The sequence below is a fragment of the Parapedobacter soli genome, assembly GCF_025460835.1.
Lineage (GTDB): Bacteria > Bacteroidota > Bacteroidia > Sphingobacteriales > Sphingobacteriaceae > Parapedobacter > Parapedobacter soli.
Window position 1 is genome coordinate 113,714 of the sequence record NZ_JAMXAY010000001.1, and the last position, 25,683, is coordinate 139,396.

Genomic DNA, 25,683 nt, shown 5'->3' on the forward strand with positions numbered 1-25,683 from the left:
GCGTGATAACGATTATTTGACAATCGTTCCATAGAGGTCGAAATCTTCGGCCCGCTCTACGCGTATGTTGGCGAAGTGGCCGAGTGTGAGGTAGTTTTGCGCGGCAGGGATAAGCACCTCGTTGTCTACCTCGGGCGAGTCGTATTCCGTACGCCCCACAAAGTAGTCGCCCTCCACCTTATCTACCAGTACCCTGAACATCTTGCCTACCTTCTGCTGATTGATATCGAAAGAAATACCCTGTTGGATTTCCATGATCTGCTCCATACGGGCGGCTTTGGTTTCTTCAGGAACATCATCTACCAAACTGTAGGCATGGGTGTTTTCTTCGTGCGAATAGGTAAAGCAACCGAGCCGATCGAATCGCGTGTCGGCCACCCATTGCTGGAGTTCGTCGAAATCGTGCTCGGTCTCGCCGGGGTATCCACAGATGAGCGTGGTACGCAGGGCGATGTCTGGCACACGGTCGCGGATAGCTTGCACCAGATCGATGGTCTTTTGCTTGGTGATGCCCCGCCGCATGGATTTAAGCATACGGTCGCTGATGTGCTGCAGTGGCATGTCAAGGTAATTGCAGATATTGGCTCGCTCGCTCATAGCGTCGAGCACGTCCATCGGGAAACCGGAGGGGTAGGCATATTGCAACCGTATCCATTCGATGCCGTCTACGTCAGACAACCGGCGCAAGAGGTCGGCAAGGTTGCGCTTGCCATACAGGTCGAGCCCGTAATAGGTGAGGTCCTGTGCGATGAGGATGAGCTCCTTGGTACCGTTCCTGGCGAGCTGCCGGGCCTCTTTCACCAATGCATCCATCGGTTTGGATACGTGTTTACCGCGCATCAACGGAATGGCACAGAACGAACAGGGGCGGTTACAGCCCTCGGCTATCTTAAAATAAGCGAAATGCGACGGCGTGGTAAGCAGGCGTTCGCCTACCAGTTCGTGTTTATAGTCGGCACCAACGGCACCCAGCAGCTCCTGCAGGTCGTGGGTTCCGAAATAGGCGTCTACATTGGGGATTTCGCTTTGCAGCTCTGGCTTGTAGCGTTCTGATAAGCATCCGGTTACGATGACCTTACCAATTTTACCTTCATCTTTGAGCGCGCTATACTGGAGAATGGTATCGATGGATTCCTGCTTGGCGTTGTCGATGAACCCACAGGTATTTATCACGACGATATCGTCGGCCCGCACATCGGCCGACTCGTGCACCACCGGCATGTCATTGCCACGCAATTGGCCCATCAGCACCTCGCTATCGTGTATGTTTTTGGAGCAGCCCAGTGTCACCACGTTTACACGCGGCTTACGGGTAGTGCCTGCTTCCTTCTTTATTTTTGTGTTCATCTGGAAATATGTTTTTAGCAGACTCCGGTAACCGGTGCTTCCGTCGCACCGATTACTTAAACAGGGAGTCGACAAACTCTTTTTTATTGAACAGCTGGAGGTCGTCCATTTTCTCGCCCACACCGATGTATTTGACCGGTATCTTGAATTGGTCGGATATGCCGATTACCACGCCGCCCTTTGCGGTACCATCGAGTTTGGTAAGGGCCAATGCGTTGACATCGGTGGCTTGGGTAAACTGTTTGCACTGCTCTATTGCGTTCTGCCCGGTAGAAGCGTCGAGCACAAGCAGGATTTCATGTGGCGCACCGGGCACGATCTTCTGCATCACCTGCTTGATTTTGGTCAGCTCGTTCATGAGGGCCACCTTGTTATGCAGCCTTCCGGCTGTATCTATGATAGCCACATCGTCGCCGTTGGCTACCGCCGATTTAACCGTATCGTATGCTACAGAGGCGGGGTCAGACCCCATGGCCTGGGCAACCACACGCACGCCTACCCGCTCACCCCAAAGCTTGATCTGGTCTACGGCAGCAGCCCGGAATGTATCTGCTGCACCCAGCACCACACTATTGCCGGCCTGCTTAAGCTGGTGGGCAAGCTTACCGATGGTAGTTGTTTTCCCTACACCGTTTACACCCACCACCATAATCACGTAGGGCTTATGGTCGCCGTATTCGAAGTGCTCGAAATCAGCACTGTTGTTTTCAGCAAGCAGCCCTTGGATCTCGTCGCGCAGAATCGCGTTGAGCTCTGATGTGTTGATGTATTTATCCCGCGCTACCCGCGCTTCTATACGGTCGATGATTTTCAGGGTGGTAGTTACACCTACGTCCGAGGTGACAAGCACTTCTTCCAAGTCGTCGAGCACATCATCGTCTACGGTAGACTTGCCCACAACGGCCTTGGTAATCTTCGCCAGAAACCCCTCTTTGGTTTTTTCGAGGCCCTTATCGAGTGCTTCCTGGGCTTCGGGTGTTTCCTGCTTCTTCTTGAAAAAATCAAATAGTCCCATAGCTGAATGCAAACATAACAAAAAAGCCCTTCCGGTAACATCCCGAAACGGCTTTTCGCAATATCATATATGCAGAAATTATTCTGCTGCCGACTCTGCAACGGCTTCTTTAGCTACCTCTACGGCTTCTTTGATTTGGTCGTTGTGTGCGATAAGCTCCTTAAAGGTATACGCCCCCGTTTTTGGCGACCTAACAGCGGTAATAACCTTCGTATAGTCTTTACCTTTACCTGTCTTGAGTGATGCTACTGCTTTCTTTGCCATCTCTTTTATTCTTAATGCAGGTTGCTAATTGAAAGCAACCGCTGATTTACTTAATCTCTTTGTGAACGGTAACACGGCGCAACACGGGATTGAATTTCTTCAATTCAAGCCGCTCGGTGGTGTTTTTCTTATTTTTCGTGGTGATGTAACGCGACATCCCCGGCAGACCGCTCTCTTTATGCTCGGTGCATTCTAGAATAACCTGCACCCTGTTTCCTTTTTTTGCCATTGCTTCGTTGTATTAATGATCCGCCCAACCGGTACGGATGGTTTCTCACACGTATCCCTTTTTGATAAACTTATTGATAACGGCAGTGATACCGTTTTTGTTGATCGTTTTTATCGCTGAGGCAGATACTTTCAGGGTAATCCAACGGTTTTCTTCAGGGATGAAGAACCGCTTGGTATGCAGGTTGGGGTAAAACTTGCGCTTCGTCTTCGCATTCGAATTGGAAACGTTATACCCGTTCATCGCCCCTTTTCCTGTTAAATCACAAACTCTTGACATGATGATATGCTATTTTATACCTATTAAACACCTTTTCGCAAAGGGTTTGCAAATATCAGCATTTGTTTTTTATTATACAATTATTTTTTCGAATTGACGGCTTTACAGGATTGTTGTCATTGTTCTGCACCTCTTGTTGCCGAAAACGCTACGCTTTTAATTACCGCTTGCACTTACGCCTAGAGATCTCCCACAGGGCCAATTCGCCTCTTGTTTATACAATTCCTTGAAACGGTAAAGCTATCGCAGACCGCAGATTCGAACCGACACGAACGGATACGGGCGGCCCCGACTGATTGGTGGCCGCCCGTATTGCCTGTTGCACGATGATGTCTTAGCTTCCGGCTTGCGGCCCCAATACGGTGCCTTCTTCAGGTACCTGAAGCGGTTCTACATTTCGCTCAGCACCGGGGTAACCAATATTTTGATTAATCACACCCTTGATGTTCGTGTTAATCGCATTGGCTGGCACTGGCCACAGGATGTGGTGCACGCTGATCTTATATTCAGCCCACTTATGCTTAACGCCTTTATTATAAAAATTGCTCCTCGCTACCACGCGATCATACCAGAAATTAACACCTTCCTGTTTGACATTGGAACCCGTTCCGCCCGGCCCACTGAGGTTCTGCAGATTGTAGGTGCGTCCCCCGAATATTTCGCAGGGTTTGCCCGTTCTCGCATAAATGTAGGAAATCCTGACCAGCTCCACATGGCGGTTTTCTTCGTAATACAGCTCTCGCGCACGCTCATCCAAGATTTCGCCGATATTAATATCGCCGGCAGTGAGTGGCTCGGCCCCCGCCCGTGTGCGCACCTCATTCAATGCTTCAGCAGCGAGCGCCGGTTGGTCTTTCCAATAATAACACTCTGCGATCAATAGGTAAACTTCGGCCGACCGGTAAATGTACCACGGGGTTTCGCCACCGGCCCAGGTCGATTGCAGCGGATCGGGTACAAACGTTTTGAAATGCGGCCACGGATACCATGTTCTGATGGTATCTTCCACACTCATGCTTGCCGGCTTTTCAAAGTGTTTGCCATACCAGGGACTTCCGCTGGTTTTCAATCCGGGTGCATTATACCTCAAGTCTTCCATCCGTTTCCAGCTATCGCGGTTGTAAATGCCCCGCATATCATCAACCTCCTTATCTGCTCGCCAAATATAACTGGTGAAATAAGACGTGGAGCGCAAGCGGCCGATACCGCGTCCATAGGTCTTATTGAGGTCCATTTCGGGATCGGTCTCACCGGCCGCTGGCGCGATGCTTGTGCCGCCTTGTCCGTCGGGGGTTCTAATACTCCCACTATTCCAGAAGGGGACAGCATTTCGCATAATCTGGATGCGCGCTGAACCTTCCTGTTCTGGGTAAGACACCACATACATCAACCCTTCGGTATTGGACATATCCAGCTTTGCCTCAACACTGTGCAAATCAAACATCAGGTTGGTATTCGGCTTACTCTGATTTGGGGTAAATCGATTCCTCATCAACGGATGCTTCGCTACAATTTCTTGTCCAACCTGTATAGCCCGGTCAAAGTCGCCCAGCACCATACAGATTTTCATCAGCAACAATCCGCAGGCAGCTTTCGAAGTCCGCCCACGGTCCACGACTTCGGGCACCCATTGGTACGCAAATTCCAGATCTTTACGCATCCGTTCGAGTATACCCCATCGATCGTATGAGTAGAAATCATACTTGGGCGCTTCGATTTCCCAGTCCAGATAGGGCACATCACCGAATTGATGAGTAAGTTTGTAATAGCGGTATGCCCGGTGGAAATAGGCCGATCCCAACACGGCATTACGCTCTTCCTCACTGCCAAATTCGGCATTATCGATCCGTGAAATCACCGTGTTTGCGTACTTGACGCCCTTGTAGCCCTCGTACCAGTACCATCCCACCTTGGTAAAATCCGTATGATTCAATTGTGCGTCGGGTAATAGGGCGACGTCCATATCCATCTGTGGCCCCGCCTTGTCTGTCGTGCCCTCAACAGCCACTTCCGAATGAATAATCTCCGTCAATATCGGTGCGGCATCGCCGAAATATTCATGCCGCATATTACGCTCCAACGTGGTAAGAGCAGAATACATCCCTTCGGCATTGGACAGGGCGACACCGGGTTCGTAAAATGACAATGGCTTGGGTTGGAGCCAATCTTCGCTACAGCTTACTGTAGTTAAAGCTAAGGTGGCGAGTGCCAAGGCAGCCTTTGTATATATCTTGTTATTATTCATTTTCTTATGTTTTGATGTTATAGCGAAAAATTGACACTCATATTGTACGTCCTTGGAGTGGGCATCCCACCCAAATCGGCGTTATCGTATGACTCTGGATCGCCGAACGTCCAATCCGGCGCCCAAACCGCTACGTTACGCACGGTGGCCGATATCCGTAAATTCTGGATGTTAAACCGCTGCAGGAACGTGTTGGGCACGGTATAGGACAGCGACACGTTATCCAATCGGATAAACGATCGCGAAACGTAGTTGGAGCCAATGTTTTTAGAACCAATACGGCCGTAGTCATTAATCGGGTTATCCGGCGTCCATCTGGGCTGTGCATAGTCGGTGGCCCGGTCGGCAAAGTTCGCGTTGTTTGCAGCCCGATTGTAGGTATCGTAATGCCCCCAATTGGAATAGATGAAAAATGAGAAGTCAAAATTGCCATAACGGAAGTCATTCCGGAGCGACCACCTGAACCGGGGTGTCGTCCATTGTTGGAAAACACGGTCTTCATCGGTCATTACTCCATCTTCGTTTTGGTCTTTGTATTTGAAGTCGCCCGGCTGTAACCCGTAAGGCTCAGCTTCTGCCTCTTCGCCTACCTGCCACACGCCAATCCGCTCGTAATGCCATATCCGATCGGGATCCTGGCCGATAAACCACCGGTTTTTGATATCGTCGGCTTCGCGTTGTCCGATGACATTGCCATTGTCATCCAGGATGTCTACCATATCGCCATAGAGGTGTTTGATTTCCCGACGGTTGAGCATAAAGATCGCCGAAGCGTTCCAATTGAACTTCTCGCGCTCGATAATCCGGCTATTCAGCGCAACTTCAAAGCCTTTATTCTCTAACTCACCCAAGTTGGCCGCCACACTATTGAATCCGATGATTTCGGGAAGTGCTCGGTCTACCAGCAAATCCATCGTAGTAGACGTATAAAAATCCAATGCGCCTCCTATCTTATTGTTGAACAGCGAGAAATCGAATCCGACATTATAGGACGATTTGTTTTCCCACCGCAACCCTAAATTGGCCATGCGATTCACATACAGTTGGGAGTAGAGATAGATGTTGCCATTTTGGTCGATATAGGGGTGCAGGCCGGAGGTCATATCCGATAAGGCTTCGTACTGGCCGATGTCTCGGTTACCGTTACGCCCCCAAGACAACCGGAGTTTACCATAATCAAGCCAGCTTGAGGCACTTTCCATGAACTTTTCGTCAGAGAGGTCCCAGGCGAAAGCTAAAGCGGAGAATGTTGCCCGCGGATTTTGGGCGCCAAATGCAGAATAGCCGTCGCGCCGTACGGAAGCAGTGAGCATGTAGCGATCGTGCAACGAATAAAACAAACGAGCCATCAAGGCGTCGCCCGTGCGATAGGTATCATTGCTCTCGTTAAGAGGGACAGCGCCTGCTTGCAGCCGGTGCCACCCGAGGATGTCACTGGGACTGTAGTTGGACGCTGTCGCTTTGGTAGACCAGTACTGACCCTTCTCCGCATTTTGCAGAAGAGTTACCTCAAAGTTGTGTGCGTCGAACCGCTTGTTCCAGCGCAGCACATTATCGATTTGCCAGTTATAGGTTTTCTGGAACGTACGCTCCGAACTCCCCCCACGGTTGGCCCATTCGGGGTTCTGTGAAGATTCGTGGTTGTAATATTCTCGCCACACATACGACGGGGTGAAGTTGGTTTGGAATTCGACCCCAAACGGCAACGAAATCACACCATATAAGGAGGCATTAAGGGTATTGTACCGGTCAACGCGGTCCCGATATAAATTATCAAAGAACGGGTTCTGCGGCGTAACATCACCTGTTGGGAAACGCTGATAAGGGCTTTCGGGATCGCCGATATTATTAGATCCATAGGGCGATATAACGGCCGACTGACCCCAATTGGCCTGTAAAAAGCCTTCGTTGCGCGTGGCAAAGTTTGCATTGGCACCTACCCGAAGGAAGGACGTGACAGTTGATTCGAGGTTCAGCCGGGACCGTAGGTTTTTGAATCGATTCCCTACGATGATGCCCTCACGATCCACATGGTTTAGCGACCAATAATAATTAACATTGTCTGTCTTATTGGAGATACTAACCGAATAATCCTGCTGAATGCCCTGCTGGAAAACGAGGTCTTGCCAGTTCGTAATCCGATTAATCATGTAATTGTCAATTTCAGGCGTCTTCAGCTCAAGCCGAGATAACCAGCTACGTACGAGTTGCTCCTCCGTAACGGAAGATACGGGGTCATTTTGATCGTAGTTATACCAAGTCAATTGATCGACTTGGCTTAATTTGCGGGGGTCCACAAACATTTCAGGGTACTCTTGATGATACTCATCGGTACGTCGCCCCATTTCGTAATCGTAGCGGTAAGCGAGGAACTCCTCTCCGGTCATAACACGCGGCATATTTGCGTTTTCAACAAAGCCAATATTACCGTTGAACGAAATCCTGGGTTTCCCGACCTGGCCTTTTTTCGTGGTGATTAACACCACACCGTTCGCAGCCTTGGCGCCATACACCGCCGATGCACTAGCATCTTTCAGGATATCGATAGATTGGATGTCATTGGGGTTGAGGTCAGATAATGCTCCGTCGAATATCACCCCATCCACCACATGTAATGGACTGCTACCCGCCTTCAATGTCCCCTTCCCGCGGATAAGCAACGAAGCATCGCCTTTAGCCGTATTGCCTTGCCCTATAATCATACCAGCCGCATTTGCGCGGAGCAAATCTTGCACCGAGCGGGGTGCTTGGGTCTCGAGCTTCTCAGCTTGGACAGAAGAGATAGCTCCCGTGAGGTCTTTTCGCTTCGCCGTACCATACCCGATTACAACAACTTCATCGAGGTCCTGGATGTCTGCATTTAATACGACATCAATCACAGCACGTTGCCCCACTTGTACTTCCTGCGTACTGTATCCGGTGGATGAAAATACTAATATAAGCCCATCCGCTGGCAAGGCAAGGCTGTAACGACCCTCCGAATCAGTTTGGGTACCCGTACCGGAGCCCTTTATAATTACGGTTACCCCTGCTAATGGAAAGCCCGAACCACCGGTGACCGTACCGGAAACAGTACGCTGGAGCATACTGCTATTGTGATACGGAACGCGGGGTTCGGATAAAACATATTGTACGCAAAAAAGCGCCAATATCAATAATGACAATTTTGGAAACTGTTTGCTCATCGGTTCATTTTTTGGTTAAACAAATACAAATAACAATCGGCTTGGTTGCGCCCCACTGTTGCTGTAAAGCCGCTCTGTATTACGTAGGGCACCAATCCGCTTGGCCAATGATAATCCGATTTAGTATAATACAAAACTGTTTCATGGAAGATTCCTCCTATAATTAGGGGTGTATTAATTGGTAACCCGCCCAACGGAAAATCGTTGTTGATTTTTATTACCCGTAGTGCTTGTTCAAATATAATGAAAGTTATCTCCTCACCATATTGCCAGCGGGCAAACAAGCACAATTAAATTACAAAACCGTGTTTTTAACACTATTCAATCGGTGGACTGATTTCACAATGGGTAATAACGGACAGGAATAGGATATAGGCCAAGAATAGGAGAAAAGTTGCCCATGGTAGTCCATGGGCAACACAAGCGGTTTATTCGTCAAATTTCCACCGCACGAACGCTTCGATGGCCTCGTATTCAGCCATGCCCAGACGGTCGTACAGCTTTGCCGTTTCGCGGGTCCGGTCTTCGGCACGCACCCAAAACTCACGCGCATCATCGCCGGGGAAAACCGGCAGGTCTTTCTGCGATTGGTGTTTGAATATCGCATGCCGCTTGCGCAACACCTCTTGCGGCGATAGCGGAACGGCCATTTCAATTTCGTGGATTTCAAATTCATGCCACGCACCGCGGTAAAGCCACAGCCAGCAATCCTTGGTCCATGCTTCGGTTTTGCGGAGCCGCACCATCGCTTGGTGGATGATATCGAAGCACACCTTGTGGGTGCCGTGCGGATCGGCGAAGTCGCCAGCAGCAAAAACCTGGTGTGGCTTGATCTGCTGGAGCAGCTCCATCGTGGCTACGATATCGTCTTCAAAATCGATCTCTTTGCTGTATTTGCCACGATCGTAGAAAGGCAGGTCCTGGAAATGGATGTTTTCATCGGGCAGTCCGGCAAAACGGGCACCGGCAATGGCCTCCCCTTTGCGGATAAGCCCCTTCACAGTGAGCAGCTCGGCTGTGTCCACCTGATTAGGCTTCTTTTCAGCGATAAACCTGCGCGCATCATGATAGAGTACCTCCAGTTTCTGCGTATCGATGCCCTGCGATTTCACGAAATCGGTGGCAAACTCGATGAAGCGGAGCGCATCGTCATCCCAAACGGCAGTATTGCCGGAGGTCTGGTAGGCTACGTGCACCTCGTGCCCCTGATCGGCTAAGCGGATGAAAGTCCCCCCCATGGATATGACATCGTCATCGGGGTGCGGTGAAAAAATAATCGCACGTTTTTTCGCGGGATCACGTCTTTCGGGCCGCTGGCTATCATCCGCCCCCGGCTTTCCCCCGGGCCAACCGGTTATGGTGTGTTGCAGCTGATTGAATATATCGATATTGATATTGTATACCGGCGCCTTTTCGGTGGCCAGCTGTGCCATACCGTTGTTATTGTAATCGTCAAGCGTCAGCTTCAGAATAGGCTTATTCAGCGTTTGCGACAGCCAAACCACCGCCTTTTTTATGGTTTTGTCGTCCCAAACACAATCTTTCACCAACCACGGGGTATCAAAGCGGGTGAGCATCGATGCCGCATCCGCATCCAGTACGAACTCCACGTTGTCTGAAAGCTGCAGGAAAGTCGCCGGTACATCTGCCGAAATTTCCCCCTCTACGGCTTTCTTCACAATTTCGGCCTTGGTCTGGTTCCAAGCCATCAGGATGATTTCCCGGGCTTTAAAGATGGTTCCGATACCCATCGTAATCGCCTTGGTGGGTACGTTTTCTTTACCCCCGAATCCCCGCGACGCATCCCGGCGTGTCAGGTCATTAAGCGTCACAAGCCGTGTACCGGAGTTGGGGGCAGACCCGGGCTCATTAAAGCCGATGTGCCCGGTACGGCCGATGCCGAGGATCTGCAGGTCCAATCCACCCAATGCGGTGATTTTCTGTTCGTAAGCCAAACAATACTCATGGATCGCCTCTTCTGCCAAGGTCCCGTCGGGGATATGCACATTTGCCCGTTCAATGTCTACATGGTCAAAAAGGTGCCTGTTCATGAAGGTTACATAGCTCTGTTCAGAGTCAGGCTGCATCGGGTAATATTCATCGAGGTTGAAGGTTACCACGTTTTGGAAACTGAGCCCTTCTTCCCGGTGCATACGGATCAGCTCCGCATACACTTTTACAGGGGTTGCACCTGTAGCAAGGCCAAGGATAGCCTGCTCACCTCTTTCTTTCTTGCCGCGGATCAGATCTGCGATACGCTTTGCCACGGCCAGTGAGGCCGCGGTAGGATCGGAGTAAACACTCACGGGAACTTTCTCGAAGCGTGTTTCTTCCAGTAAATTTAATCTTGCCATTATAAGGTATTACGTAAAAGGTGAGTAGCAAAAATAGGCATAAATGCCATATATACGGTATGTTTTCATCGAAATATTTGCTAATCGGGGAAGATTACTGTATGCAATCGAGTGCGTTTGACGGTAATCGTTTGCAATATACTGATCATATTGATACTATCTATCGAATAACTGTTGCAAACCGAATAGAAAACAAACGATTGCGTAAAATTAAGCAAACGATTGCGTTGTGCTAACGCTTCTTTATTTGATTAACCCTTTCTAAATTGCTAGACCAAAACGGAAACAATAGGCATAATAATGCTGTTCTATTTAAACAAAAAGAAAGGAGCTAAATGACAGATTAACTTTTACAAACCTACCACCCTACAGAAAACATATTTGCCGAAAGACAAGTATCAATGAAATGATTGTAAATATTATAAACACACCTCTTTATGATACCAAAAAAACTAATCCCCTTACCCAATAGTTGGGTATGCACAGTTAGACGGACATGTACCGCAGGCTTATTAAGCGCCTTAATGTCTACTGTGGAGTGCTGCTGATGCGAATGCTGCATCGATACCTTCTCTTACCGAGACCAATCCGATATCCGCCCAGCGGAACATCACAGGTAAAGTGGTAGACGAGTCGGGAAATCCCATTGTGGGGGCTACTGTTGCTATAAAAGGTAGCGGCCGTTCGTCCATCACCGACGCGTCGGGTAGCTTCCGGCTAAGTGTTGATGATAGCAACGCCGTGTTCGTTGTTTCTTACATCGGCTACGAGAACCAAGAAATCACCATTGGCAACCAAACCGAGCTGAACATCATATTAAATCCCTCCGTCAGCAGTTTGAGTGAAGTTGTGGTTGTCGGATTCGGAACCCAGCGAAAGGAAAACCTCACCGGGTCTGTTTCGTCCATCAATATGGCTGAACAGGCAGAAGGCCGCCCCATCACCTCGCTTTCTGCCAGCTTGGCGGGATTGGCATCGGGCTTACATGTAAATCAAGGAAATGGCAGGCCAGGTGGCGATGGTGCCACATTGAGAATACGCGGACAGGGCACACTAAACAATGCAAACCCGCTGGTCATTATCGACGGTGCGGTGGGAGATATGAACCTGTTGAACCCACAAGATGTCGAAAGCGTTTCTGTGTTGAAAGATGCTGCTTCGGCCGCCATCTACGGGTCGAGGGCAGCAAACGGCGTCATCCTTATCACCACAAAAAAGGGCCGATCCGGAGATTTCAGGGTAAACTATAACGCGCTCTTCTCCAATGCACAGCCTTCAAACCTGATTAAAATGGTATCCAATTATGCGGATTATATGGAGTTGGTCAATGAAGGATTCAGGAACTCAGACCCTAATGTCACACCAACATTTTCGCAAGACATGATCGATCTCTGGAGGCAAAATGAAGGCGGCGACCCATTGAAATATCCCAACACAGAATGGACAGACGAGGTTTTCCAGCCAAACCTGCTGCAAAACCACAACCTTTCATTTTCCGGCGGATCCCCCAACATCATCTATTTCGGGTCATTTGGCTACCTCGATAATCCAGGGATCATCGAAAAAGCAGGTTACGAAAGGTACTCCGGCCGGGTCAACCTGGAAGCGAAAGTAAAACCCTGGCTTACACTGGGCTCTAACCTCCATGGCATCGTCGCCAGAACAGATATCGGAACAAATATCCTTGACGACGTATTCACGTATGCGGGCGCAAGCACCCCCGGCATGGTATTGAGAACGCCGGACGGCCGATTCGGCAGCCCGAATAATCCGGAGGATGACCCCCAATCCAACAACGTATTGCATCGGCTGTATAGCCAAAAAGGCGATATCCGCGAAAACAGGATGTCGGCCCGATTCTATGGCAAACTGCAGCCGCTCGAAGGGCTGTCTATCGAGGGGTCATTTAATTATGTCTTTCGCGATCGTCTTCGCTATCAACAACCGGTCTTCAATGATCGGTGGAACTTCCTGACCAACAGTATTGCAAATGCGGGAACGGGACGGACATCGGTGACTAATCAGAACGATAAGAACTTCCAATATTACATGGACGGCATCGCGCGCTATGAACGGACCTTTATGGACCGCTTACAGATGAACATCATGATAGGTGCCAGCCAAGAGTACTACAAAGATCAATGGTTCAATGCCAGTAAACTGGATTTAATCGATCCTTCGCTCAGTGTTATCAATGCCGCAACTGTCGACGCTTCTGCCGGAGGAAACGCCACCGATTGGGCCATGCAGTCTTATTTCGGAAGGCTTAATCTGAATCTGGACCAAAAGTACCTCTTCGAAGCCAATTTGAGGCGCGACGGCACATCCCGCTTTGCTGCCGGCCCGGGCCGTTGGGGATGGTTTCCCTCATTCTCCGCAGGATGGCGTATCTCTGAAGAGAGCTTCTATGATGTGCCTTGGCTCAGCGATTTAAAAATCAGGGCCTCTTATGGGTCGTTGGGCAACAATGCCATCGGCGACTATGAGTACCAGGCCGTATACAACTCCGCCAATTATGTCCTGAATAACGCACTGTTTGTGGGATTTGCGCAAACCGCACTGTCGAACATCGGGCTGACATGGGAAAGCACCTATATCGCCAATGCCGGTCTTGACTTCGGGCTATTCGGCAACCGGGTGAGCGGCTCCTTAGAAGTATTCGATAAAACAACAAAAAATATACTCATCGACCTACCCGCACCATTGGTTGTCGGAAACGCCTCCATCCCTAAGCAAAATGCGGCTGAAGTGAAAAATAAGGGGGTTGAGCTTAACGTAGCCTACCGGAATCAAACCGACGGAGGATTCAACTATGAGATCGGTGGTAATTTCTCCTTTGTAGACAATAAAGTGACCAGATATAAAGGCGGCGAGCGTACCATCAGTGGTGCCAACCTGATCCAGGAAGGGTACGCAATAAACACACAGTATATCCTACAGGTCGATCGGCTGATCCAGACGGAGGCAGACCTTCAGCTGGTGCAGCAAATGATAGACAACGCCCCGGTGAACGAGGAAACCGGACAGAAACTCAATCCATTCTCAGCATACGGTACGCCGACATTGGGCGACTTCTTATATAAAGACACCAACAATGACGGGTTGATTAACGACGACGACCGAACAGAAATAGGGCATGGAACCGCTCCCCGCTACTCCTTCGGCCTTAACTTCGGCTTCGATTACAAAAACTTCGATTTTTCACTGTTGTTGCAAGGCAATGCCGGCCTGCAGACGATTTGGAGAGACCTTTATTATACTACCGGTGTGAGGTGGGGGTACCAAATCAACCAGGAAATTGCCGATGGAAGGTGGTACGAGGGACGAACCGACGCTACCTATCCGAGATTGCTGAACTATACGGATAACCGTAACCTGATTAACAGCGATTTCTGGCTACAAGACAGGTCGTTCATGCGTGTGAAAAATATCCAACTTGGATATACCATCCCTTCATCGATTTCCGAGAAAGCCAAAATCTCAGCATTGCGGATCTACGGGTCGTTAGAAAATTATTTCACGCTCACTTCCTATAAGGGCTTCGACCCGGAAGTTAGCGGAACGAACTACCCCACCTTGAAGCAGGCTTTATTTGGCATAAGTGTCACCTTTTAATTATGACAACAATGAAAAAATTAACATATTTAATCACGATTCTTATCCTATCATCGTGTTATAAGTTAGACACGGCACCCTATGACAAGGTGAGCGCAAGTTCGTTTTGGAAAACAGAGGAACATGCATTGCAAGGGATACTGGGCTGTTACGCCGATATGAGAGATGGCAATTTGTTCGGTCAATTTTTCTTCTACGATAATCTTACAGACATTGCAATGGGATATGACATTGGGTTTGGAGATGTCATCGGAGGAGCAATCACCAACCGCACAGGCTCCATCGTCAATCGGTGGCGCCGTACGTTTGATGGTATACAACGTACCAACCACGCTATCCAGAACATTACTGCAATGGATATCGAGGCAGACAAAAAAGAAGCCTTTATTGCCGAGGCAAAGTTTCTACGGGCATTATTTTACTTCCATCTGATGAACCTTTTCGGTGGTGTGCCGCTATATGACGAAACAGTTGACCTCAACAAAGATTTCAACAATTTGATGGAACCCCGGGCATCGGAAGATGAAGTGCGTGCGTTCATTCTCAGGGATCTGGAAACTGCGATTGGCGGTCTACCCGTCCAGTATGACACACAACATGCTGGCCGGGCCACCAAAGGAGCTGCCTATGCCCTAAGGGGTAAAGTTTACCTCTACAACCAGCAATGGGACAACGCCATACAGGATTTTGAAGAAATCGTTTACAACAAGTCCAACAACTATGGATATGCCTTGCATACAAGCTATGCGGAGTTGTTTAACCTGAAAGGCGACAACAGCGCCGAGATGATTTTTGCTATCCAAAATAAAGGGGGAGTTGGTTTTCCTTATGGTATGCCAATGGCATTTTATTTAGGAACACGGTCAACATTTGGAAGCTGCTGGAACAACGGTATGCCCAGCACCGCATTTGCCGACAGCTACGAAAATCTGGATGGCACCCCATTCAATTGGGATGACCACTTCCCCGGCTATACCACTGATAACAATGTGAAGCGGGCGGCAATGATATCGACCCATACGAACGGGGTCTACAACACCCTGCCCGACACCGCGAAACTAGGCGAAATTTACCGGAACCGCGACCCGCGTATGATGGAAACATTGGTGGTGCCGTATTCTTGGTATACCGGTTGGGTGGCAAACCAAGCACGCCCTATGCAACTGGTGATGGCAACCGGCGTGAATGAAAATTTCGGCCAAATCCGGAATAACAGGGGATGGCTGACCTACGTGTGGAGAAAGTTTGTGCCAGAGGGAAATCTGGACGGCGAGCTGACAAATAGAGAGCATACGCCTTTCAACTTCCCGCTGATCCGCCTGGGAGATGTGCTACTGATGCTAGCCGAAGCTTATAACGAGACCGGCCAGTTAGACAAGGCCATCGTCGAATTGAATAAAGTGAGGGCCCGCTCGAATATGCCCGGACTGAATAGCGGTCCCGCCTGGCTGGCCGTGAACAATGGTGAAGAAGTGTTCGACCGCATTTTCCACGAGCGTGCCGTTGAGCTTGCCGGCGAAGGACTACGTTACTTCGACCTCAAGCGCTGGAACATGCTGGAAGAGGTAACCGGGGGTGGAGTGATTGAAAAAAGCGTGGTGGGCGACAACCTGCTGACCCGCGGATTCCAGAGCCGGCACGTCCTCTGGCCGGTGCCTGCCCAGGAAATTGAGCTGAATCCGGCACTTGCACCAAATAACCCCGGTTGGGAATAATCCATTGTAATAGGTACCGCCTTTCAGCATATAAAAAAGGCGGTACCTTTAACTAATTTTAATGCAAAGCTTTCCACTAAAAAGACCACACAATGAGAAAGACCCTGCTTATTGCCGTTGCCTTTATTACCTGCATGGCCGCCCGCGCAGGTGAGAAAAGAGATCTATTGCAACATGCCGCTTCCGAAGCCGAGCTGAAACCATTGCTGGTAACCGACAAATCTTGGATCCCCTATCCTGCCTACCAAGATCGGGCCGGCTGGGAAAAGCTTACGGAGCCGGTGCGGGAACAACTGATAGCAGCTGGAGAAAAATACCTCGACTATCCATGGCGGGTCGTAAAAGCCACCGACTACATCGAATATGAGAAAAGTGGCTCACGTACCGCAATGGAAGCACCGTTCGGAGCAAACACCAATGCCCTAAGTGCGCTCGTAATGGCCGAGCTGTGTGAAGGAAAGGGGAGATTCGTGGACCAAATCGTCAACGGTGTTTGGCTGTTCACAGAAATGACTTCCTGGGCGCTGTCGGCTCATTTACCGGGTCCCCAAAAGTCCAATCGGTCGCTCCCGGATGATAGCGGACACGTAATCGACCTGACAGCAGGCGACATGGGTTCATTCTTATCATGGACCTATTACTTTTTCAAGGAATCTTTTGATGAAGTCAATCCCAGCATCTCCTCCAGGCTCCTCGCCACACTGAAAGAGCGCATACTTGACACCTATATGGAGCGCGACGATTTCTGGTGGCAGGCCATCAACCTGAAAGAGGGCGGCATGGTAAATAACTGGAACCCATGGTGCAATTTCAATGTGCTTACCTGTTTCATGCTGTTGGAAGACAACCCGGATAAATTGGCAGCCGGAGTTTACCGCTCGATGCGCTCTGTCGATCAGTTCATAAACTATAACCATTCGGATGGCGCCTGCGAAGAAGGCCCATCTTATTGGGGGCACGCGGCAGGCAAGCTATACGACTACCTGCAACTGTTGAGTTATGCCACAAAAAACCAAGTGACCATCTTTGATCATCCAATTGTCCGGAATATGGGCGAATATATTGCCAAGTCTTATGTTGGCAATGGATGGGTGGTTAATTTCGCAGATGCTTCAGCTAAGGGAGGCGGCGATATGTCGCTTATTTACCGGTATGGCACCGCCGTCAAAAGCGCGGAAATGCAACAATTCGCCGCTTATCTCTTTGAACGTGCCAACCGGAAATTCAGTATTTCCCCCGGGCGCGATATTTTCCGCGCGATGGAAGCACTCACCTCTCATGACGCATTGATTGCTGAAAATCCCGCACTTCCCGATTTCGACCACGCCTGGTACAACGAAACCGAATTCTGCTATATGAAAACCGATAAAGGGCTGTTTTTTGCCGCGAAAGGGGGCTACAATAGCGAAAGCCATAACCATAATGATATCGGCACATTCTCGCTCTATGCAGACAATACGCCATTCTTTATCGACGCAGGCGTAGGCACCTATACCAGGCAAACGTTTAGCAGCGAACGATACACCATCTGGACCATGCAAAGCGGCTACCACAACGTGCCGAAGGTGAATGGGTTCGAGCAGCAGTTCGGAGCAAAATACCGTTCGGCTGATGTGAAGTTTAATGACTCCAAACATGAGTTTTCCCTCAATATCGGGAACGCATACCCGTCGCAAGCCAAAATTGACCACTGGACACGCAGCTACCGACTGGACGGCGGCACGTTGTATATCAGTGATCGGTTTACGCTGGATGAGGCAATTGAACCGCAAGAAGTCCATTTCCTCACGTGGGCAAAACCCGATACGGCAACACCAGGAGAAGTGCTACTGGTTAAAGACGGCCAGCGGATGAAACTGGTCTATCCTTCGAATAGCTTTACGGTGGAGACAGAAGCCATCGAACTCACAGACCGGCGGCTCTCCAATGTTTGGGGAGGCGAAATCCACCGGCTAATCTTAAAAGAAAAGAAGGCGGCAAAAAAAGGCAACTACAAATTCCGCATTGAGAAATTACAATAATCTCCCGTAATTAGCAAGCCAAGCACGGGTTGTTGAATATTTAAAAACGCTATGAGGTTCGAGGCATTTATATTTATTGTCCTATTCCTGACAGCCCGTATTGCTACGGTATACGGAAAGGAAGTACCCATCATACCGAAGCCCCTGGTGAGTACGCCCGTGGATGAGGTATTTGTGCTTACCCGGGCAACACCGATTATTATCGCGGATAAGGAAGCAGAGAAAACAGGTTATTTCCTGCAAAAGGAACTATTGAAACATACCGGGATTCCGGTCACTATCCAGGATTCCGGAACTGAACCAGCTATCGTGTTGAGTTTATCAACAGACAGCGACTTGGCGGATAAGGCCTACCGGCTCACCATGGACGCCCAACAGATCCATATCATGTCGTCGGATGATGAAGGATTGTTTTTGGGCACCATGAGTTTGATGCAGATTATCCGGCAAACAGACCTAAAAGACAGCGCGTTGCACCTTGCTTGCTGGCACATCGAAGATAAACCTCACTTTGAGTGGCGGGGGGTCATGCTCGACGAATCCCGCCATTTTTTTGGAAAGGAAACGGTGAAGCGTATACTGGATTGGATGGCTTTCTACAAACTGAACCGGTTCCATTGGCACCTGACTGATCAAACGGGTTGGCGGATTGAAATAAAACAGTACCCCAAGTTGACATTGGTGGGCGGAATAGGAAATCATTCGAATCCACTCTCAACAGCGGCATACTACACACAGGAAGACATTACGGAAATCGTTGCTTATGCTACGGAACGGCATATCGAGATCATCCCCGAAATTGATATGCCGGGACATGCAACCGCCGCTAACATGGCATATCCGGAGTTCAGCGGCGGGGGATCGGAACGGTATCCCGAATTTACGTTCAATCCCGGAAAGGAAGCGGTTTATGAATACCTGACGAATATTTTAAGGGAAGTGGATGCGCTATTCCCGTTTCAGAAAATTCACCTGGGCGGTGATGAAGTCCATTTTGGAAATGCAAATTGGAAGGTAGACATATCTGTGCAAAGGCTAATGCGCGAGCAGGGGCTGGAGACGTTAAAGGAAGTGGAAAATTACTTCATCCGGCGGATGGCCGACAGTGTATTCAGCTTGAATAACGAAGTGATGGCCTGGGATGAAGTGGTGGGGGCTGATCTCCCTACCAAGGGAACAACCGTGTTGTGGTGGCGGCATGATAAACCGGAGGAATTAAGAAAAGGTCTTGATAGGGGCTTCAACACGATATTGTGCCCACGGATCCCGCTTTATTTTGATTTCGTCCAGGATAGTTCACACACCATCGGCCGCAAATGGCAGAAAGCATTCGTTCCTATCGAGGCCGTTTACGGCTTCCCTTCCAAAGAGCTCATGGATTATCCAAATGCAGATAAACTGGTCAAAGGGATACAGGCTAACCTTTGGACAGAAGCCTTATCTGCCGATGAACATATTGAGTACATGCTGTTTCCCCGGATTACGGCACTTGCCGAATCAGCGTGGTCCGACCCGAAACAGAAGGATTATTCGAAATTTACAAAAAGGTTAGCGAATCATCTGGTTCTTTTTGCAAGAGCAGGCCTCTATTATTTTGATCCTTTTGACCCTAAAAAGTTCCCAGAGTACCTCAGCCCGGTTCAACGGAATAACATAGCCCCGGATTTTGAGGAGTTGATGCGACAAGAACAAAAATCAACTGATTAATAACAAGTCATTAGTTAAGACTGAAAGATAGAAAAATTATGCTAAAGTTAAATTTATTAGGAATAGCGGGGCTGTGCTTTATAGCTTCATCATTCATGGGATGCACCGCACAAAAGGGCGAAACTCCGCAGGGGGCAATCATCGACACCGGGTTTACAAGGGCATCGGTTCAATTTACGAACATGCTGGATACGGTTGCTAAATACCGGACTGATAATAAATTCTTACCCAAATCAGTAGGTAAAGATGGTAAAAATACGTTGTCGGGCATTTACGATTGGACGAGTGGCTTTTTCCCTGGTTCCCTGTGGTACCTTTATGAATACAGCCAGGACCAGAAGTGGAAAGCAGAAGCAGAAAAATGGACGTCTTTTTTAGAGCCGGTGAAAGACTTCCACGGCCATCATGATGTCGGTTTTATGATTTATAGCAGCTATGGCAACGGTTACCGGTTGATGGGGAACGACGCGTATAAAGCGGTAATCATTCAGGCGGCCCGATCATTGAGCAAGCGTTATAATGAAAAGGTAGGCGCCATCTTATCATGGGATACGGACAAGGGGTGGCAGTCTGAAAGGGGATGGGAATATCCAGTAATCATCGATAACATGATTAACCTGGAACTCCTTTTCAAAGCAACGGAGTTCAGTGGCGACTCCTCCTTTTATAAAATTGCCGTTTCGCATGCAGATCGGACCCTTGAAAACCACTTCCGGCCAGACTACAGTTCTTTCCATGTGGTCGACTACGACCCTGAAACAGGAGAAGTGAGGCATCGGCACACGGCTCAGGGCTTCTCACACGAATCTGCGTGGGCACGTGGACAGGCGTGGGCCGTATATGGTTATGCCCTTTGTTACAGCGCAACGGGGGACGAACGCTATTTGGTGCAGGCGCAACACATCGCCGACTATATTTTGAACCATCCTAACCTACCGGCTGATCTCATTCCCTATTGGGATTTTAATGACCCCAAAATCCCCAATACGTATCGGGATGCCTCCGCCGGTGCAATCATCGCTTCGGCGTTATTGAGCCTTGCGGATATGGCCGATCCGGAGAAAGCAGCTACCTATCAGGATGCAGCGGTCAAGATGTTGCAATCGCTTTCGTCTGACGATTATTTAGCGAAACCGGGCACCAACAATGGCTTTATCCTAAAGCATAGTGTGGGCTCCATTCCGCATGACAATGAAATCGATGTGCCATTATCCTACGCGGATTATTATTACTTGGAAGCTTTATTAAAATACCAGGCCATCTTGAAAGCTGGGAACTGATATAACCGTCAGTTACAGCCCAGCTTTGGTTTAGTCAAATAGCGATAGACAATCGCCCTCTTAGACAATCGGTTGCGTGAGGGAAAGCTCAAGCGGTGAGACAATATATAGTAAAGGCATCATTTATCCTCATAATGCCCTCATAATGAAAGTATTAAGACAATGACAGTCTCCTCTTGGATTCTATATACTAACCGGTGCTTGCCAGTAATCCTCCTTGACCAGGTAGGTGTATGGTAATACTTCAATTTCTCTGGTTTCCCAGTTCCGAAGCTAGGGTGTTCGCGGAGTTCATCCAATAACTTGTCGATCTTAACAAGCACTTTCCTATCCCCCGCCTTTTTATGCCTTTCTATATCCTGTTCAGCCTCAGGCGTTACCTCAATGGCATAACTCATAATCCCAAAAATTCGCGTTGCTTATCTTTAGTGAGTGTTTTGGTGTTCCCTTGTTCGGCCTGGGTCAGCGACTTGTCTATTTTGGCGACAAAATCTTCTTCACTTAACCATATGTCGTCTTTCGTGTTTGCTATTTCAAACCGGACCTTCATTTCTTCCAACAGGGACTTGAGCAAAGATTTTTGCTTTTCATTCTTCGGATAAATGGTGATACTTTCCATGACTCCAACGTTATAACCGCAATATTATACCTGAGGCAAAAATACAAATTTTATTTAACGAAACCGTGAATCGCGACTGAGCCCGGCGAATCAGCCTCCTCGGTTTAGCAGGTTAAATTTAAGCAGCTATACGTGCGAGATGACCGAAGAAATGGCCAACGCCTGCAAAGCAGCAATCAAAGCGATGGACTTACCCAAGCCGAAAGTGGATATCAGCAGGCTGACAGGCAAGCGGTAACCTGAAATTAGACAATCGGTTGCGTTGCTCTCCTATTTTGATAACTCAGCAAACTATCTTATACTTGTTAAACAAACAAGTCCGTCCGGCTAAGGCAGGACAGTCGCTGGTCAATGAAGATTAAATGATAAGCAGATGAACTATAATCGCAGAAATTTCCTGAAAAGCGCCACACTCCTCTCAGGGGCTGTCGCCGCACTGCCCGCCGTGGCACGCGAGGTACATGAAACCGGCAACGATTGGTTGCTCAATACCCAGCCGGGACTTCCGCAGCGATTCAATATGAGTGGCTATGCCGCACCAAAAATCGATAAAGTCCGCATCGGATTCATCGGCCTGGGCCAGCGCGGCCCGGGTGCCGTGACCCGTATGTCGCGCATCGAAGGGGTTGAAATCAAAGCATTGTGCGATAAGTTCCCCGATCGCGCAGCAAAGGCCCAAAACATCCTGGCAAAAGCAGGCCTGCCCAAAGCCAAAGAGTATTCGGGCGAGGATGGCTGGAAAGATATGGTGGCCAATGAGGACCTGGACCTCGTATACATCTGCACACCATGGGACCTCCATACGCCCATGGCAGTATATGCCATGGAGCACGGCAAACACGCGGCAAGCGAAGTGCCTATCGCCATCACACTGGATGAATGCTGGCAACTGGTGGAAACATCGGAACGAACGAAGAAGCACTGCATGATGCTCGAGAACTGCTGCTACGACTTCTTCGAGATGCTCACCCTCAACATGGCCCGCAACGGCCTGTTCGGCGAAATCCTGCATGCCGAGGGGGCATATATCCACGATCTGCTCGATCTCAACTTCGATAAAGACGGGTATGCCGACATGTGGCGGCTGCGGATGAATGCCACCCACAACGGTAACCTCTACCCCACACATGGCCTAGGCCCCATCGCACAGTGCCTCAATATAAACCGTGGCGACAAGATGGACTACCTCGTGTCGATGTCTACCAACGACTTCATGATGGCCGAAACAGCCGATGCGAAAGCTGCCGATGATTCGTTTTTCGAACGGTTTGCCGGGCGCACCTACCGCGGCAACATGAACACCACGCTCATACATACCGCTAAGGGCAAGACGATGATGGTACAGCACGACGTAACCTCTCCACGGCCATACTCCCGTATCCACCTCATCAGTGGTACCAAAGGCGTGGCCCGCAAATGGCCATCGCCCGAGCGCATCGCTTTTGGCCACAACTGGGTAAAAGACGACGAACTGAAAGACCTTTACGATAAGCATACCCCCGCACTCATTAAACATGTGGGTGAAGTAGCAAAGCAGGTGGGTGGCCACGGCGGTATGGACTTCATTATGGACTGGCGGTTGATCGATTGCCTGCGCAACGGGCTGCCGTTAGACCAGGATGTCTACGACGGCGTGGCGTGGAGCTGCATATTCCCGCTGAGCGAACAGTCAGTTGCACGGCGCTCGCAGTCGCTGGATATCCCCGATTTTACCCGGGGGGCCTGGAAACACAACAAGCCCGTAGATCTGACCCTCGAAGGTGGGGCCACCACCGGCGTACGTAAAGTCGGATAACATCACTATTCACAGATGCGCCTCATACCGCTTTGACGGCCATGAGGTGCTCTATTGCCCTTTCTAGAGTTTCTTCGCGCTTGGCAAAGCAAATCCTGATCAACCCCTGATTGACCGCACCACTGTAGAATGCCGATACCGGTATCGTGGCCACACTGTGCTTGCGGGTAAGCCATTGGCAGAATGCCAGCTCGGACTGGTCGCTGATGGCAGCATAATCCGCCAGCAGAAAATACGTGCCTTGGCAGGGTAACGGCACAAACGGGGTGCCCGCAAGCCCATGCAGCAACAGGTCACGTTTTTTCTGGAAAAATGTATGGAGCCACCGGTATTCATCCGGTATGCCCAAGAAATCGGCCAGCGCATATTGGATAGGGGTATTAACACTGAACACATTGAACTGATGCACCTTGCGGAACTCTGCCATCAGGTCGCGCGCCGCAAGGCAGTATCCCACTTTCCAGCCCGTTATATGGTAGAGCTTGCCAAACGACGCCACAACGAACGTACGCTCGCGTAAGTCGGCATAATGGGCTGCACTACGGTGTGTCTTGCCGTCGAATACCACATGTTCGTAAACCTCATCGCTCAACAGGAAACAATCTGTCCTCCGGACGATGTTTGAAAGCATACGGTAATCAGCATCATCCAATACACGTGCCGTCGGATTGTTGGGCGAATTGATAACAATGAGCCTGGTCCTGCTGGTCACCAGCTCCGCCACAGTTTGCCAATCGATCGCAAAATCAGGCGCCAACAAAGCAATGGGTTTGGGAATACCCCCGAATATACGTACGGTGGGCGAGTAGGCATCATACGCAGGTTCGAAAAGGATAACCTCATCGCCCGGCCGTATAAGCGCTGCCATCGCGGTAAACAACGCTTGGGTAGCCCCAGCAGTCACGGTAATTTCAGTTTCAGGGTGATAACAATTGCCCGAACTCGCCTCCACTTTGGCGGCAATACGTTCGCGAAGGGCCGTTACGCCGGCCATCGGGGCGTACTGATTGTGGCCGGCCCGCATGTAGTGGCCAACCAATTCGACAAGCCGCGGCGAACAGTCAAAATCAGGGAACCCCTGGGAAAGGTTAATCGCCCCATATTGGGCAGCCAGCGAAGACATCTCGCTGAAGATAGATGTACCGGTATCGGGCAACTTTGATTTCAACAGTACCATATAGATGTAACCAATTAGAATGCCTTGGTCTCCTTCAGGATTTCCTGATAGAAACGGATGTTGTCTTCCAACCGTGCAATATACGCTTCTTTATCGTGTATGATTTTATCATATAATGCTTTCTCTTCGTTGATAAACCGCTCGACATCTTCCTGAGGCAGTTTTTCGGCACCTACCAGTGTAGCCAATGTTACGTCCAATACGGCTGCTATCTGGTCAAGCCGGTCGATATCTATCCGTGTAATACTCCCCTCAATGTTCTGGTAGGTCTTCAGGGCAATGTGCAAGGCCGTGGCCATTTCGGCTTGGGACAAGCCCCGATCTTTTCGCAACCGTTTAATTTTCGCCAGAATAGTTGTCTGTCCCATCATCGTATCGTTTGGTAAAAAATAGTTGGTGTCCGACATGCCTTGTCCCTTTTTAGTGACTTTACCAATACCCCGCTGTTGTCGACGAGGCAAATGTATAATTTTTTTAAAAAGACTACTTGAATAGTAGATTATTTTTTTACATACAGATGATGCAAGAATGATTAGTAAAACAGCTTTGTCATACGAATATCACAACATTCCACTCACACAGATAAAATCTATTGAATAAGTAGATTTAATTCCTACATTTGCGGCGCATCAGTTCTTTTGTTTTATGCTTATCAAGAAAGACCGAGGGAAAGGCCCAGTGACGTCTTAGCAACCTGAAGCTCTCTTAAGGTGCTAAATCCTGCTTCCGATGTAGAGGCAAAGATAAGTGACTACAATCTTGGTAACCCTGAAAATACCGCAACGGCATGTCGCCGGCACAAGGAAAATGAACAGCAAAAGAGCTCGTTGCACTTG

General features: G+C 49.3%; 18 protein-coding genes and 1 riboswitch. Of the genes, 6 read left to right on the forward strand and 12 right to left on the reverse strand.

The genetic code is table 11. The features are described from left to right. Positions 1–12 precede the first annotated feature (12 nt). The 8 genes from rimO to nagB form a co-directional block, all read right to left on the reverse strand. Positions 13–1,347: a 30S ribosomal protein S12 methylthiotransferase RimO gene (gene rimO, locus NGM62_RS00520; RefSeq protein ID WP_262245094.1), complete on the reverse strand. Its 1,335-nt coding sequence runs from the start codon at positions 1,345–1,347 to the stop codon at positions 13–15. Between the two features lie 52 nt (positions 1,348–1,399). After that, entirely contained in the window at positions 1,400–2,362 is a 963-nt protein-coding gene (ftsY, locus tag NGM62_RS00525) for a signal recognition particle-docking protein FtsY (RefSeq protein ID WP_262245096.1), read from the reverse strand. 78 nt (positions 2,363–2,440) lie between these two features. Continuing rightward, on the reverse strand, positions 2,441–2,626 hold the full coding sequence (locus tag NGM62_RS00530) for a DUF4295 domain-containing protein (protein WP_262245098.1): 186 nt from the start codon (positions 2,624–2,626) through the stop codon (positions 2,441–2,443). 46 nt (positions 2,627–2,672) lie between these two features. Continuing rightward, positions 2,673–2,855 carry a 50S ribosomal protein L33 gene (rpmG, locus tag NGM62_RS00535; RefSeq protein WP_079718388.1) on the reverse strand — a complete coding sequence of 61 codons (183 nt, stop codon included), beginning with the start codon at positions 2,853–2,855 and terminating at the stop codon, positions 2,673–2,675. Positions 2,856–2,900: 45 nt separating this feature from the next. Further along, positions 2,901–3,134 carry a 50S ribosomal protein L28 gene (gene rpmB / locus NGM62_RS00540; RefSeq protein ID WP_262245102.1) on the reverse strand — a complete coding sequence of 78 codons (234 nt, stop codon included), beginning with the start codon at positions 3,132–3,134 and terminating at the stop codon, positions 2,901–2,903. Positions 3,135–3,468: 334 nt separating this feature from the next. Next, a complete protein-coding gene (locus NGM62_RS00545; RefSeq protein ID WP_262245104.1) occupies positions 3,469–5,379 on the reverse strand; it encodes a RagB/SusD family nutrient uptake outer membrane protein in 1,911 nt (636 codons plus the stop codon). Positions 5,380–5,396: 17 nt separating this feature from the next. After that, complete coding sequence (locus tag NGM62_RS00550; protein WP_262245106.1) at positions 5,397–8,465, reverse strand: SusC/RagA family TonB-linked outer membrane protein; 3,069 nt, start codon at positions 8,463–8,465, stop codon at positions 5,397–5,399. Between the two features lie 527 nt (positions 8,466–8,992). Then, complete coding sequence (gene nagB / locus NGM62_RS00555) at positions 8,993–10,918, reverse strand: glucosamine-6-phosphate deaminase (protein WP_262245109.1); 1,926 nt, start codon at positions 10,916–10,918, stop codon at positions 8,993–8,995. Between the two features lie 609 nt (positions 10,919–11,527). On the opposite strand from nagB, the gene NGM62_RS00560 reads away from it, so the two are divergent. From NGM62_RS00560 to NGM62_RS00580, 5 genes are all read left to right on the forward strand, one after another. Next, the gene (locus NGM62_RS00560) at positions 11,528–14,533 is read left to right on the forward strand and encodes a SusC/RagA family TonB-linked outer membrane protein (RefSeq protein ID WP_262245324.1); all 3,006 of its coding nucleotides are present in this window, start codon (positions 11,528–11,530) and stop codon (positions 14,531–14,533) included. Positions 14,534–14,544: 11 nt separating this feature from the next. After that, positions 14,545–16,248, forward strand: a complete 1,704-nt coding sequence (locus tag NGM62_RS00565) for a RagB/SusD family nutrient uptake outer membrane protein (protein WP_262245110.1) — start codon at positions 14,545–14,547, stop codon at positions 16,246–16,248. Positions 16,249–16,340: 92 nt separating this feature from the next. Beyond that, complete coding sequence (locus NGM62_RS00570) at positions 16,341–18,269, forward strand: heparinase II/III-family protein (protein ID WP_262245112.1); 1,929 nt, start codon at positions 16,341–16,343, stop codon at positions 18,267–18,269. A 51-nt stretch (positions 18,270–18,320) separates the two neighbouring features. Beyond that, positions 18,321–19,976: a beta-N-acetylhexosaminidase gene (locus NGM62_RS00575; RefSeq protein ID WP_262245114.1), complete on the forward strand. Its 1,656-nt coding sequence runs from the start codon at positions 18,321–18,323 to the stop codon at positions 19,974–19,976. 95 nt (positions 19,977–20,071) lie between these two features. After that, positions 20,072–21,256, forward strand: a complete 1,185-nt coding sequence (locus tag NGM62_RS00580) for a glycoside hydrolase family 88 protein (protein WP_262245116.1) — start codon at positions 20,072–20,074, stop codon at positions 21,254–21,256. Between the two features lie 140 nt (positions 21,257–21,396). Here NGM62_RS00580 and NGM62_RS22140 read toward each other — a convergent pair whose 3' ends face one another. Continuing rightward, on the reverse strand, positions 21,397–21,654 hold the full coding sequence (locus NGM62_RS22140) for a Txe/YoeB family addiction module toxin (RefSeq protein WP_390936059.1): 258 nt from the start codon (positions 21,652–21,654) through the stop codon (positions 21,397–21,399). Next, complete coding sequence (locus tag NGM62_RS00585; protein ID WP_262245117.1) at positions 21,651–21,875, reverse strand: DUF2683 family protein; 225 nt, start codon at positions 21,873–21,875, stop codon at positions 21,651–21,653. The genes NGM62_RS22140 and NGM62_RS00585 overlap by 4 nt, the downstream gene beginning before the upstream one ends. A 373-nt stretch (positions 21,876–22,248) precedes the next feature. On the opposite strand from NGM62_RS00585, the gene NGM62_RS00590 reads away from it, so the two are divergent. Continuing rightward, positions 22,249–23,670 carry a Gfo/Idh/MocA family protein gene (locus NGM62_RS00590; protein WP_262245119.1) on the forward strand — a complete coding sequence of 474 codons (1,422 nt, stop codon included), beginning with the start codon at positions 22,249–22,251 and terminating at the stop codon, positions 23,668–23,670. Between the two features lie 22 nt (positions 23,671–23,692). Here NGM62_RS00590 and NGM62_RS00595 read toward each other — a convergent pair whose 3' ends face one another. Beyond that, on the reverse strand, positions 23,693–24,847 hold the full coding sequence (locus NGM62_RS00595) for a methionine aminotransferase (RefSeq protein ID WP_262245121.1): 1,155 nt from the start codon (positions 24,845–24,847) through the stop codon (positions 23,693–23,695). Positions 24,848–24,861: 14 nt separating this feature from the next. Then, positions 24,862–25,218 carry a helix-turn-helix domain-containing protein gene (locus NGM62_RS00600; RefSeq protein WP_262245123.1) on the reverse strand — a complete coding sequence of 119 codons (357 nt, stop codon included), beginning with the start codon at positions 25,216–25,218 and terminating at the stop codon, positions 24,862–24,864. A gap of 275 nt (positions 25,219–25,493) precedes the next feature. After that, a riboswitch (SAM riboswitch) is annotated at positions 25,494–25,597 on the forward strand. The last annotated feature ends 86 nt before the right edge of the window (positions 25,598–25,683 follow it).